The 13,289-nt window shown below is 60.4% G+C and carries 12 protein-coding genes; 2 read left to right on the top strand and 10 right to left on the bottom strand.

From position 1 onward, the window contains the following. Positions 1-53: 53 nt before the first annotated feature. The 7 genes from L6D82_RS05335 to L6D82_RS05305 form a co-directional block, all read right to left on the bottom strand. Positions 54-944 (bottom strand): ABC transporter permease subunit, encoded by an 891-nt coding sequence (locus L6D82_RS05335; RefSeq protein WP_007953503.1) that lies wholly within the window; start codon positions 942-944, stop codon positions 54-56. Further along, positions 941-1,822: an ABC transporter permease subunit gene (locus L6D82_RS05330; RefSeq protein ID WP_170844921.1), complete on the bottom strand. Its 882-nt coding sequence runs from the start codon at positions 1,820-1,822 to the stop codon at positions 941-943. Before L6D82_RS05330 ends, L6D82_RS05335 begins: the two co-directional genes overlap by 4 nt. A 35-nt stretch (positions 1,823-1,857) precedes the next feature. Continuing rightward, the gene (locus L6D82_RS05325) at positions 1,858-3,000 is read right to left on the bottom strand and encodes an ABC transporter ATP-binding protein (protein WP_007953506.1); all 1,143 of its coding nucleotides are present in this window, start codon (positions 2,998-3,000) and stop codon (positions 1,858-1,860) included. Between the two features lie 73 nt (positions 3,001-3,073). Continuing rightward, complete coding sequence (locus tag L6D82_RS05320) at positions 3,074-4,171, bottom strand: polyamine ABC transporter substrate-binding protein (protein ID WP_041475453.1); 1,098 nt, start codon at positions 4,169-4,171, stop codon at positions 3,074-3,076. A gap of 187 nt (positions 4,172-4,358) precedes the next feature. Next, positions 4,359-5,471: a polyamine ABC transporter substrate-binding protein gene (locus L6D82_RS05315; RefSeq protein ID WP_085746731.1), complete on the bottom strand. Its 1,113-nt coding sequence runs from the start codon at positions 5,469-5,471 to the stop codon at positions 4,359-4,361. A 172-nt stretch (positions 5,472-5,643) separates the two neighbouring features. Further along, on the bottom strand, positions 5,644-7,008 hold the full coding sequence (locus tag L6D82_RS05310) for an aspartate aminotransferase family protein (RefSeq protein WP_039765388.1): 1,365 nt from the start codon (positions 7,006-7,008) through the stop codon (positions 5,644-5,646). Between the two features lie 56 nt (positions 7,009-7,064). Beyond that, complete coding sequence (locus tag L6D82_RS05305) at positions 7,065-8,423, bottom strand: glutamine synthetase family protein (RefSeq protein WP_011336448.1); 1,359 nt, start codon at positions 8,421-8,423, stop codon at positions 7,065-7,067. A gap of 729 nt (positions 8,424-9,152) precedes the next feature. Between L6D82_RS05305 and L6D82_RS05295 the strand changes: the two genes are divergently transcribed. Together L6D82_RS05295 and L6D82_RS05290 are read left to right on the top strand one after the other, a co-directional pair. After that, positions 9,153-10,529, top strand: a complete 1,377-nt coding sequence (locus tag L6D82_RS05295; protein WP_011336449.1) for a glutamine synthetase family protein — start codon at positions 9,153-9,155, stop codon at positions 10,527-10,529. A gap of 227 nt (positions 10,530-10,756) precedes the next feature. Further along, positions 10,757-11,389: a TetR/AcrR family transcriptional regulator gene (locus L6D82_RS05290; protein WP_085746732.1), complete on the top strand. Its 633-nt coding sequence runs from the start codon at positions 10,757-10,759 to the stop codon at positions 11,387-11,389. Between the two features lie 70 nt (positions 11,390-11,459). Here the strand turns inward: L6D82_RS05290 and L6D82_RS05285 are convergent, their stop codons facing one another. From L6D82_RS05285 to ssuC, 3 genes are read right to left on the bottom strand one after another with little or no spacing between them, the layout of a single operon-like run. Beyond that, positions 11,460-11,675, bottom strand: a complete 216-nt coding sequence (locus L6D82_RS05285) for a TOBE domain-containing protein (protein ID WP_007953520.1) — start codon at positions 11,673-11,675, stop codon at positions 11,460-11,462. Positions 11,676-11,702: 27 nt separating this feature from the next. Further along, positions 11,703-12,509, bottom strand: a complete 807-nt coding sequence (ssuB, locus tag L6D82_RS05280) for an aliphatic sulfonates ABC transporter ATP-binding protein (protein ID WP_236188260.1) — start codon at positions 12,507-12,509, stop codon at positions 11,703-11,705. Then, on the bottom strand, positions 12,506-13,288 hold the full coding sequence (ssuC, locus tag L6D82_RS05275; protein ID WP_007953525.1) for an aliphatic sulfonate ABC transporter permease SsuC: 783 nt from the start codon (positions 13,286-13,288) through the stop codon (positions 12,506-12,508). The genes ssuB and ssuC overlap by 4 nt, the downstream gene beginning before the upstream one ends. Between the last annotated feature and the right edge of the window lies 1 nt (position 13,289).

Here is a 13,289-nt window from a genome sequence, read left to right as displayed (position 1 = left end):
ATAAAAAAACCTCGCGACCGTTATCGGTCGCGAGGTTTTTTGTACCGGGAGGCTTACGCCGCTTCCGGCGTCGGCGCCCGGCGCACGTCCGGTTGCTTCCACGAATCCGCAGCGCCTTCTTCGATGGCCTGCTGAATCGCTTTCTTGCGAGCTTCTTCGGCACGGCGGCTGAAGAACCAGACCAGGAAGGTCACCAGCGACACCGCCAGCAGAATCAGACTGGCCACGGCGTTGATCTCAGGCTTCACGCCCAGACGCACCGCCGAGAACACTTCCATCGGCAGGGTCGTCGAACCCGGGCCGGAGACGAAGCTCGCCAATACCAGGTCGTCCAGCGACAGCGCGAACGACATCATGCCGCCCGCTGCCAGCGACGGCGCGATCATCGGGATGGTGATCAGGAAGAACACCTTCCACGGACGCGCGCCGAGGTCCATCGCCGCTTCTTCGATCGACAGGTCCAGCTCGCGCAGACGCGCCGACACCACCACCGCCACATACGCCGCACAGAACGTGGTGTGAGCGATCCAGATGGTGACGATGCCCCGCTCCTGTGGCCAGCCGATCATCTGCGCCATCGCCACGAACAGCAGCAACAGCGACAGACCGGTAATCACTTCAGGCATTACCAGCGGCGCGGTGACCAGGCCGCCGAACAGCGTGCGGCCCTTGAAACGGGTGATGCGGGTCAGCACGAAGGCTGCCAGCGTACCCAGCGCCACGGCGGCAATCGCGGTGTAGCAGGCGATTTCCAGCGAGCGCACCACCGAGCCCATCAGTTGCGAGTTGTCGAGCAGGCCGACGTACCACTTCACCGACCAGCCGCCCCACACCGTCACCAGTTTCGAGGCGTTGAACGAGTAGATCACCAGAATCAGCATCGGCAGATAGATGAACAACAGGCCGAGCACCAGCATCAGGCTGGAGAAACGGAAGCGCTTCATTCTTTACCCTCCATTTCCTTGGCCTGACTGCGGTTGAACAGGATGATCGGCACGATCAGGATCGCCAGCATCACCACCGCCAGGGCGGACGCCACCGGCCAGTCACGGTTGTTGAAGAACTCTTGCCAGAGCACTTTACCGATCATCAGGGTTTCCGGACCGCCAAGCAGTTCCGGGATCACGAACTCGCCCACCACCGGGATGAACACCAGCATGCAGCCGGCGATGATGCCGTTTTTGGACAGCGGCACGGTGATTTTCCAGAAGCTGTTGAAGGTGCTCGAACCCAGGTCGGAAGCGGCCTCCAGCAGACTGGTGTCGTGCTTCACCAGGTTGGCGTACAGCGGCAGGATCATGAACGGCAGGTACGAGTAGACGACGCCGATGTACACCGCGAGGTTGGTGTTGAGGATCTGCAGCGGCTCGTCGATCAAGCCCATGCTCATCAGGAAACCGTTGAGCAGGCCGTTGTTGCTGAGGATGCCCATCCAGGCATAGACGCGGATCAGGATCGCGGTCCAGGTCGGCATCATGATCAGCAGCACCAGCACCGTTTGCAGCTCTTTGCGGGCGCTGGCGATGGCGTAGGCCATCGGGTAACCGATCAACAGGCACAGCAGCGTGCTGAAAAATGCCATCTTCAGCGAGCCGAGGTAGGCGGCGATGTACAGTTCGTCGTCGCCGAGCATTGCGTAGTTGCCCAGGTTCAGCAGCAGTTGCAGCTTCTGCTCGGCGTAGGTGTAGATCTCGGTGTACGGCGGGATGGCCACGTCCGCTTCGGCGAAGCTGATCTTCAAAACGATGAAGAACGGCAGCATGAAGAACAGGAACAGCCAGATGAACGGAACCCCGATGACCAACTGGCGGCCACCGGGAATTATTCGATTGAGCCGGCGTTTGAATTTGCGCATGTTCATGAGCGAAGTACCACGCCGCTGTCGTCTTCCCACCACACGTAAACCTGATCGCCCCAGGTCGGACGTGCGCCACGGCGTTCGGCGTTGGCCACGAACGACTGCACCAGCTTGCCGCTCGGCAATTCGACGTAGAACACCGAGTGACCGCCGAGGTAGGCGATGTCATGCACCTTGCCGCTCGACCAGTTGTATTCGCAGGTCGGCTGGTCGGCGGTGACCAGCAGTTTTTCCGGACGGATCGCGTAGGTCACGGACTTGTCCTGCACCGAGGTGCTGATGCCGTGGCCGACGTAGATCTGCCGGTCGAGGTCCTTGCAGGTGATGGTCGCGTGGCCTTCGGCATCGTCGATCACTTCGCCTTCGAAGATGTTCACGTTACCGATGAATTCGCAGACCAGACGGCTGGTCGGGGTTTCGTAGATGTCGATCGGGCTGCCGATCTGGGCGATCCAGCCCAGGTGCATGATCGCGATGCGCTCGGCCATGGTCATGGCCTCTTCCTGGTCGTGGGTCACCATCACGCAGGTCACGCCCACGCGCTCGATGATCTCAACCAGCTCAAGCTGCATTTGCGAACGCAGTTTCTTGTCCAGTGCGCCCATCGGCTCGTCGAGCAGCAGCAGTTTCGGCCGCTTGGCCAGCGAACGCGCCAGCGCCACACGCTGACGCTGACCGCCGGACAACTGGTGCGGCTTGCGCTTGGCGTACTGGCTCATCTGCACCAGCTTGAGCATCTCGGCCACGCGGGCGTCGATCTCGGCCTTGGGAATCTTGTCCTGTTGCAGGCCAAACGCGATGTTCTGCGCCACGGTCATGTGCGGGAACAGGGCGTAGGACTGGAACATCATGTTGATCGGTCGCTCGTACGGCGGCATGTCGGTGATGTCGACGCCGTCGAGGAAAATGCGCCCCTCCGTGGGCCGTTCGAACCCTGCCAGCATCCGCAGCAGAGTGGATTTGCCCGATCCCGAACCGCCGAGCAGGGCGAAGATCTCGCCCTTCTTGATTTCCAGGGACACATCGTCCACGGCAACCGTCTCGTCGAACTTCTTCGTGACCCGGTCGATTTTGACCAGCACCTGTTTCGGTGTCTGGTCGCCCTCGAGGGCTTTCTTATAGGCGCCGGAGGCAACTGCCATTTACAAAACTCCCAGAAAAAAAGAGTGCAGTTCGCCCACGCAAGACGAACCCAGGATAGTTTGTACGTTGAAGCTATTTACCCGACTTGACCTTGGTCCAGCTGCGGGTCATCAAACGCTGAATGTTCGGCGGCAACTCGATCGACACGTAGGTCTTGTCGAGCACGGCCTGCGGTGGATAAACCGACTCGTCGGTGCGGATGGACTGCTCCATCAGCTTGTCCGAACCCGGGTTGGGGTTGGCGTAACCGACGTAATCACTGACCTGGGCGATCACCTCAGGTTTCAGCAAATAGTTGATGAAGGCGTGGGCCTCTTTGACGTTGGCCGAATCCTTCGGAATCGCCAGCATGTCGAACCACAGCGCGCCGCCCTCTTTCGGGATCGAGTAGGCGATGTTCACGCCCTTCTTGGCTTCTTCGGCGCGATTCTTGGCCTGGAAGATGTCGCCGGAGAAACCGATGGCCACGCAGATGTCGCCGTTGGCCAGATCGCCGATGTATTTCGAGGAATGGAAGTAGGTCACGTAAGGACGCACCGCCAGCAGTTTGGCCGTGGCCTTCTCGTAATCCTTGGGATTGGTGCTGTTGGCGTTCAGGCCCATGTAGTTGAGCACGGTCGGCATCATTTCATCGGCCGAATCGAGGAACGCCACGCCGCAGCTGTGCAGCTTCTTGATGTTCTCCGGCTCGAACAGCACGCTCCAGGAATCGATCTTGTCGACGCCGAGCACGGCCTTCACTTTGTCGACGTTGTAGCCGATGCCGTTGGTGCCCCACAGGTACGGTACGGCGTACAGGTTGCCCGGATCGTTCTGTTCCAGGCGCTTGAGCAGCACCGGATCGAGGTTGGAATAGTTCGGCAGTTGCGCCTTGTCGAGCTTCTGGAACGCGCCCGCCTTGATCTGCTTGCCGAGGAAGTGGTTCGACGGCACGACAACGTCGTAACCGGTACGCCCGGCGAGCAGTTTGCCTTCCAGGGTTTCGTTGGAATCGAACACGTCGTAGACCGGTTTGATCCCGGTTTCTTTCTGGAAATCGGCCAGAGTGGTCTCGCCGATGTAATCCGACCAGTTATAAATATGCACAGTACCGGCGGCTTGGGCACCGACAGCGAACGTCAGGCCGGCAGCGGCCAGCAGGGCATTGCGCAAAGAAGAAAAAATAGGCAAGTGGAGGTCCTCTAATTTAGTTGGGCCCAAGTTGCCCCGTGCTGCATGACAGTCACGGTTGCCCGGCAACAAAACCGGCGCGCAACTTACCTTCGAAAAACCGTTCCAGCAAAACTTTCTGTCATTTAATTGCACCGCTGACCGCCCGGGTGAAGGCGACGGCCAGCGGTGACTGCTTCAAACCGGCTTATTTACCGGATTTGATCTTGGTCCAGCTGCGAGTGATCAGGCGCAGGGTAGGCGCGTCCAGATCGCTGATCGCATAGAGCTGCTTCTTCACTTCAGCCGAAGGGTAGATGCTCGGATCGCTGGTGATTTCCTTGTCCACCAGGGCGGTGGCCGCCTTGTTGCCGTTCGGGAAACGCACGGCGTTGGTGATTTCGGCCATCACTTTCGGCTCGAGCAGGTAGTTCATGAACTTGTAGGCGGCTTCGACGTTTTCGGCATCCTTGGGAATGGCGACCATGTCGTAGAAAGTACCGGCACCTTCTTTCGGAATGGTGTAGGCCAGTTTGACCTTGTCACCGGCTTCCTTGGCGCGGGTCTTGGATTGTTCCAGGTCACCCGAGTAGCCGACCGCCACGCAGATGTTGCCGTTGGCCAGGTCCGAGATGTACTTCGAGGAGTGGAAGTAAGCCACCGAAGGACGGATCTTGAGGAACAGGTCTTCGGCGGCTTTCAGGTCAGCCTTGTCCTTGCTGTTGGTCGGCTTGCCCAGATAGTGCAGAGCCGCGGGAATCATTTCGGTCGGCGCGTCGAGGAAGCTCACACCGCAGCTTTTCAGCTTCTCGATGTTTTCAGGCTTGAACACGATGTCCCAGGAATCGATCTTGTCGATACCCAGCGCAGCCTTGACCTTGGCCGGGTTGTAACCGATACCGATCGAACCCCACATGTACGGGAACGCGTGCTTGTTGCCCGGGTCGCTGGCGTCGCCAACGGCCTTGAGCAGGTCTTCGTCGAGGTTCTTCCAGTTCGTCAGCTTGGACTTGTCCAGTTCCTGATAAACGCCGGCCTTGATCTGCTTGGCCAGGAAGTTGTTGGAAGGCACCACGATGTCGTAACCGGATTTGCCGGCCAGCAGCTTGGCTTCCAGGGTTTCGTTGCTGTCGAAAACGTCATAGACGACCTTGATGCCCGTCTCTTTTTCGAAATTGGCAACCGTGTCCGGCGCGATGTAGTCGGACCAGTTGTAAACGTGCAACACCTTGTCGTCCGCCTGAACCGCACCCGCCATCACGCCCATCAGGGACATGGCGAGCAGAGTCTTGCCAGCGAGCTTTTTGCCTAATGCCTTCATGCGTTAATGCTCCAAATTTTTCTTTTTTGAACCACTTTGTTCAGCGGCCGAACCCGGACAACTGGAACCGCGGCTAGTCTGGCAAGATCCGAGGCGGTCTTTCAAGAAAAGACCAGCCTTTCTGACAGCTCCGAGCGACAGCGCAACAGCTCCATCGCTCAGAGCCTAGCACTTAGCCCTGCAACGCACTCAGGGTCAGATCCAGGCACTTGCGTGCCTTTGTAACCAGTTCATCGATCTCCGCCTTGCTGATCACCAGCGGCGGCGCGATGATCATGGTGTCGCCCACGGCACGCATGATCAGCCCGTTGTCGAAGCAGAACTGGCGGCAGATCATGCCCACACCCTTGCCTTCGTAACGCTTGCGAGTGGCCTTGTCCTGCACCAGCTCGATGGCCCCCAGCAGACCGACTCCGCGCACTTCACCTACCAACGGGTGATCGTTCAGTTCGCGCAGACGTTTCTGCAAATACGGTGCCGTTTCTTCATGGGCGCGTTCGATGATTTTCTCTTCGCGCAGAATCCGGATGTTTTCCAGACCCACCGCCGCCGCTACCGGGTGACCGGAGTAGGTGAAGCCGTGGTTGAAGTCGCCGCCCTCGTTGAGCACCGCCACCACTTCGTCGCGCACGATCAGGCCACCCATCGGGATGTAGCCGGACGTCAGGCCTTTGGCGATGGTCATCATGTGTGGCTTGAGGTCGTAGAAATCGCTGCCGAACCATTCGCCGGTACGGCCGAAACCGCAGATCACTTCATCGGCCACGAACAGGATGTCGTACTTGGCGAGGATTTCCTTGATGCGCGGCCAGTAGGTGTCTGGCGGAATGATCACGCCGCCGGCGCCCTGGATCGGCTCGGCAATAAAGGCACCGACGTTGTCGACGCCGACTTCCAGAATCTTTTCTTCCAGCTGATTGGCCGCCCAGATCCCGAACTCTTCCGGGGTCATGTCGCCGCCTTCGGCGAACCAGTACGGCTGCGCGATGTGGACGATGCCCGGAATCGGCAGGTCGCCCTGTTCGTGCATGTAGGTCATGCCGCCCAGGCTTGCGCCGGCCACGGTGGAACCGTGGTAGCCGTTCTTGCGGCTGATGATGACTTTCTTGTTCGGCTGGCCCTTGATCGCCCAGTAGTGGCGAACCATACGCAGCATGGTGTCGTTGCCTTCGGAACCGGAGCCGGTGAAGAACACGTGGTTCATGCCTTCCGGCGCCACGTCGGCGATGGCCTTGGCCAGTTCCAGCGCCGGCGGGTGCGCGGTCTGGAAGAACAGGTTGTAGTAAGGCAGTTCGCGCATCTGTTTGGCGGCAGCATCCGCCAGCTCATCACGTCCATAACCGATCGCCACACACCACAGACCCGCCATGCCGTCGAGGATCTTGTTGCCCTCGCTGTCCCACAGGTACACGCCCTTGGCGTTGGTGATGATCCGTGGACCCTTTTCTTTCAGCTGCTTGAAGTCGCTGAACGGGGCCAGGTGGTGATCGCTGCTGAGGGCTTGCCACTCACGGGTTTGCGGGTTGTTGCTGGTCATGCCAATTCTCCTTGTTATCGGTGAAGGCGCGGCGGCTGGCCACCGCGCCCGGCGTATCAGACGGCGAAGAGCAGGTACTCACGCTCCCAGGAACTGATCACGCGCTTGAAGTTTTCATGCTCGGCCCGCTTCACCGCGACGTAGCCGGTGATGAAGGTCTTGCCCAGGTATTTCTCGATGGTCGCGCTGTTTTCCATGCGCTCCAGGGCGTCCTCGATGGTCAGCGGCAGGCGCAGGTTGCGGCGCTCGTAACCACGGCCCACGACCGGCGCGCTCGGGTTGATGCCTTCGACCATGCCGATGTAGCCGCAGAGCAGGCTCGCGGCAATCGCCAGGTACGGGTTGGCGTCGGCGCCCGGCAAACGGTTTTCCACCCGACGGTTCTGCGGGCCGGCATCCGGGACGCGCAGGCCCACGGTGCGGTTTTCCTCGCCCCACTCAACGTTCACCGGTGCCGAGGTATCCGGGAGGAAGCGGCGGAATGAGTTGACGTTCGGTGCGAATAGCGGCAGCAATTCCGGGATCAGTTTCTGCAGGCCACCGATGTGGTGCAGGAACAGCTGGCTCATGGTCCCGTCGTCATTGGAGAACACGTTCTTGCCAGTCTCGATGTCGATGATGCTCTGGTGCAGGTGCATCGCACTGCCCGGCTCGCCGGTCATCGGCTTGGCCATGAAGGTCGCGGCCACGTTGTGCTTGAGGGCGGCCTCGCGCATGGTGCGCTTGAACACCAGAATCTGGTCGGCCAGGGACAGGGCATCGCCGTGACGGAAGTTGATTTCCATCTGCGCCGTGCCGTCCTCGTGGATCAGCGTGTCGAGGTCCAGTTCCTGCAATTCGCACCAGTCGTAGACGTCTTCGAACAGCGGATCGAATTCGTTCGCCGCTTCGATGGAGAACGACTGACGACCGATCTCCGGACGCCCGGAACGGCCAACTGGCGGCTGCAACGGATAGTCAGGGTCGTCGCTGCGCTTGGTCAGGTAGAACTCCATTTCCGGCGCAACGATCGGCTGCCAGCCCTTGTCGGCATAGAGTTTCAGGACTTTCTTGAGGACGTTGCGCGGCGACAGCTCGATCGGGTTGCCTTGCTTGTCGTAGGTGTCGTGGATCACCTGGGCGGTCGGCTCTATGGCCCATGGCACCAGGTACACGGCGTTCTGGTCGGGGCGGCAGATCATGTCGATGTCGGCCGGGTCGAGCAGTTCGTAATAGATGTCGTCTTCGACGTAGTCGCCGGTCACGGTCTGCAACAGAACGCTTTCTGGCAGGCGCATGCCTTTTTCGGCGATGAACTTGTTGGTCGGCGAGATCTTGCCCCGGGTGATACCGGTCAAGTCGCCGATCATGCATTCGACTTCTGTGATCTTGTGGTCTTTCAACCAATCGGTGAGCTGGTCGAGGTTGTTACTCATAAATGCCTCTGGGCTGAGTCTCCTGACAGATGTCAGGCAATGTTTGACGCACCAGGCGTCGCGTTAAAGGGCCTTGCTTGCGCGCAGTGCCGGCTTACGCCCGGCACCGCGCATAGACAATGAAGGAGGAGCTTACCTGCCCTTTACGCTGGCGTTGCATTTCCTGTGCACATCCCGGGCGTGCAGAATCACGGGCACGGCGACGGACGCGGTGCAGGCCGGGAGCAGGAAAGAGATCTATATTGAAAGGAGAACCGCTAAAGAGGATGCCCTCGCACACGTCCAGAATATCGGACGCTGGCGCTCGATCTGCCATGGGCTGGGAGATCGCTGGCACGTTGCAGGCCTTGCTGGCCGCGCTGCGGACGGACGTGTCGCCACTGATGTGATAAGCATGCAGACCGGACTGCAAAGAGCAGTCGGTGACGCCGATTAACGGCAGGCGAGACATGAAGCACCCCGGTATTATTGCTGTTATGGGTTTGATCCGAGCTTAGCCTTGTTCATTTTTTTACACAACACCCCCGTAAAAAATACAACACGGCCTGCTCAAGCCTGCGGGTGGCGCGTCCTTCACGGATAAAAAAATGCCCCAAAGTGCCCCATAAATGCCCTCGTGGCGCTTTTTCAGGGCAGAAAAGGCCTCGCTTGACTTCGGCAGGCCGTTCGGGTTGACTGAAACCAGAAAAGATCAATGATTGATATTTTTAACAACAAAGGTGTTGCATCATGTCGGTACCCCCGCGTGCCGTTCAGCTTAACGAAGCGAACGCGTTCCTTAAGGAACATCCTGAGGTTCTGTACGTTGACCTTCTGATTGCGGATATGAATGGTGTGGTGCGCGGCAAGCGCATCGAACGCACCAGCCTCCACAAGGTTTACGAGAAAGGCATCAACCTGCCGGCCTCTCTATTTGCTCTGGATATCAATGGTTCGACGGTGGAAAGCACCGGCCTGGGCCTGGACATCGGCGACGCCGACCGTATCTGCTATCCAATCCCCGATACCCTGTGCAACGAGCCATGGCAGAAGCGCCCGACCGCGCAACTGTTGATGACCATGCACGAACTCGAAGGTGACCCTTTCTTCGCTGACCCGCGCGAAGTGCTCCGTCAAGTTGTTGCAAAGTTTGACGAGCTGGGCTTGACCATCTGCGCCGCGTTCGAACTCGAGTTCTACCTGATCGACCAGGAAAACGTGAACGGCCGCCCTCAGCCGCCACGCTCGCCGATCTCCGGCAAACGCCCGCATTCGACCCAGGTCTACCTGATCGACGACCTCGACGAATACGTCGACTGCCTCCAGGACATTCTGGAAGGCGCCAAAGAGCAAGGCATCCCGGCCGACGCCATCGTCAAGGAAAGTGCCCCGGCGCAGTTCGAAGTGAACCTGCACCACGTCGCCGACCCGATCAAGGCATGCGACTACGCGGTCCTGCTCAAGCGTCTGATCAAGAACATCGCCTACGACCATGAAATGGACACCACCTTCATGGCCAAGCCGTACCCGGGCCAGGCAGGCAACGGTCTGCACGTCCACATTTCGGTTCTCGACAAAGAAGGCAAAAACATTTTTGCCAGCGAGGATCCCGAGCAGAACGCCGCGCTGCGTCACGCGATCGGCGGTGTGCTCGAGACCCTGCCCGCGCAGATGGCTTTCCTCTGCCCGAACGTCAACTCCTACCGTCGTTTCGGCGCACAGTTCTACGTGCCGAACTCGCCGAGCTGGGGCCTGGACAACCGCACCGTGGCCCTGCGCGTACCGACCGGCTCCGCCGACGCGGTCCGCCTGGAACACCGCGTTGCCGGCGCCGACGCCAACCCGTACCTGCTGATGGCTTCGGTCCTGGCGGGCGTGCACCACGGCCTGACCAACAAGATCGAGCCACCGGCTCCGACCGAAGGCAACAGCTACGAGCAGAACGAGCAGAGCCTGCCGAACAACCTGCGCGATGCCCTGCGCGAGCTGGACGACAGCGAAGTGATGGCCAAGTACATCGATCCGAAATACATCGATATCTTCGTCGCCTGTAAAGAGAGCGAGCTGGAGGAGTTCGAACACTCCATCTCCGACCTCGAGTACAACTGGTATCTGCACACCGTTTAAGCGGATTGCAGGAATAAAAAGCGCTGCCGGCTTCATCAGCCCGCAGCGTTTTTTTATGGCCGCCTGCGGCGGATCGCTGGCAAGCCAGCTCCCACAGGGTTCTGTTGTGTACTCAAATCTTGTGTTCGACACAGATACCTGTGGGAGCTGGCTTGCCAGCGATGGCGGCCGACAAGACAACGCAAGAGCCGGCTCGTACAATGCCCGCTGCCCCGCAGGAGACTTTCATGACGCGTCCCGCCCCCGTCCGCAAACCCCGTGCCCGCAGTCAGGCGCGGATCGATTCGATACTCGACGCCGCGCGCACGCTGCTGGCCGCCGAGGGCGTGGCGAGCCTGTCGATCTACAGCGTTGCCGAGCGCGCACAGATTCCGCCCTCCTCTGTCTACCACTTCTTCGCCAGCGTCCCGGCGCTGCTCGAAGCCCTGACGGCCGATGTACACGCAGCCTTCCGCGCCTGCCTGCAAGCGCCGATCGATCACGATGCCCTGCGCGACTGGCGTGACCTGTCGCGGCTGGTCGAGGAGCGGATGCTGGAGATCTACGGCGAGGATGCCGCCGCCCGCCAGCTGATCCTCGCGCAGCACGGCCTCACCGAAGTCACTCAGGCCGACCGCCAGCACGACCTCGAACTCGGCGACCTGATGCACAAGCTGTTCGACCATCACTTCGAACTGCCGCGACTGCCGGACGATGTGGACGTGTTCGCGCTGGCCATGGAGCTGGGCGACCGCGTCTACGCCCGCTCGGTGCAACAGCACGGACAGATCACCCCGCGCATGGCCGAGGAAGGCATGCGGGTGTTCGATGCCTATATCGGGCTGTATCTGCCGCCCTATCTGCCCAAGCGGGTTCTCTAGCGCGGCACGCGACAGGCACAAAAAACCCCGAAGGGCTCACACCCTTCGGGGTTGTTTTTGTCCCACGCCCTTACAACTTGGCGATGGACACCTCGGTGGATTTCACGAAGGCGATCACTTCGCTGCCGACCTCCAGTTCCAGCTCCTTGACCGAACGGGTGGTGATCACCGACGTGACGATGCCGGAAGCGGTCTGCACGTCGATTTCCGACAGCACGTCGCCGAGAACGATCTCCTTGATCGCGCCTTTGAACTGGTTGCGTACGTTGATGGCTTTGATAGTCATGGCATTGATTCCTGTCGTTTGCTTGAGTTATTGAGCCCAACGCAGTTGCGTAGGCAAGGGTGAAACGGGTTCCGGCGCCGGCGGTTCGCCGGGCAGGGACAACACACGGTTGAGCACTTCGGTTTCCAGCGCCGCCAGGCGATGGGAGCCACGGACCCGAGGGCGCGGCAGCTCCACTTGCAGGTCAAGGCCGACTTCGCCGTCCTCGATCAGAATCACCCGGTCGGCAATCGCCACCGCTTCGCTGACGTCGTGGGTCACCAGCAACACGGTGAAACCATGCTGTTGCCAGAGACGTTCGATCAGTTGCTGCATCTCGATCCGGGTCAGCGCATCCAGTGCGCCCAATGGCTCGTCCAGCAGCAACAGACGCGGTTGATGAATCAGCGCCCGGGCCAGGGCCACACGCTGCTTCTGCCCGCCGGACAGTGCCGCCGGCCATTCGTTGGCGCGATCGGCGAGGCCGACTGCATCCAGCGCCTGCAAGGCTTGCGCACGCCAGTCGCCCTTGAGGCCGAGACCGACGTTGTCGATGATCTTTTTCCACGGCAACAGCCGTGCTTCCTGGAACATCAACCGCGTGTCATCCCGCGCATCGCTGAGCGGTGCGGCCCCGGCGAGCAGATCGCCGCCGGTGGGTTGATCGAGGCCGGCGAGCAGGCGCAGCAAAGTACTTTTGCCGCATCCGCTGCGCCCGACCACCGCGACGAATTGCCCCGCCGGAATGTGCAGATCGATGTCACGTAGCACTTGCCGCCAGCCGAAGGTCTTTTGCAGGTTGCGCACCGCCAGCGGAATCCCGCGCAGCAGGCGTGGAGGTTGTTGAGCGGTCATGCCGCACCTCCTTTCGCCACTTGATACGCCGGATGCCAGCGCAGCCACACACGTTCAAGGCCACGGGCCGCGAGGTCGGCCAGCTTGCCGAGCACCGCGTACATCAGAATCGCCAGCACCACCACGTCGGTCTGCAGGAACTCGCGGGCGTTCATCGCCAGATAACCGATGCCGGAGCTCGCGGAGATGGTTTCCGCCACGATCAGCGTCAGCCACATGAAGCCCAGGGCGAAGCGCACGCCGACCAGAATCGAAGGCAACGCACCCGGCAGAATCACCTGCCAGAACAGGCTGAAACCGGACAGGCCATAACTGCGCGCCATCTCCACCAGCGCCGGATCGACGTTGCGGATGCCGTGATAGGTGTTGAGGTAGATCGGGAACAACGTGCCCAATGCCACCAGAAAAATCTTCGCCGACTCATCGATGCCGAACCACAGGATCACCAGCGGAATCAGCGCCAGGTGCGGCACGTTGCGGATCATCTGCACCGAGCTGTCGAGCAGGCGTTCGCCCCACTTCGACAGGCCGGTGATGAAGCCCAGCACCAGACCGATGCTGCCACCGATGGTGAAGCCCAGCGCGGCGCGCCAGCCGCTGATCGCCAGGTGCGTCCAGATTTCGCCGCTGCGCACCAGGCTCACGCCGGCTTCGATCACCGCCACCGGCGCCGGCAGAATCCGTGTCGACAACCAACCCGCCGACACCGACAACTGCCACACCGCCAGCAACAACACTGGCAACGCCCAGGGCGCGAGGCTGTGGATAAATTTCTTCATG

Source organism: Pseudomonas paraglycinae (genome assembly GCF_021601625.1).
Lineage (GTDB): Bacteria > Pseudomonadota > Gammaproteobacteria > Pseudomonadales > Pseudomonadaceae > Aquipseudomonas > Aquipseudomonas paraglycinae.
Note: the sequence above shows the minus strand (reverse complement) of the source record. Positions and strands in the feature narration are given on the sequence as shown.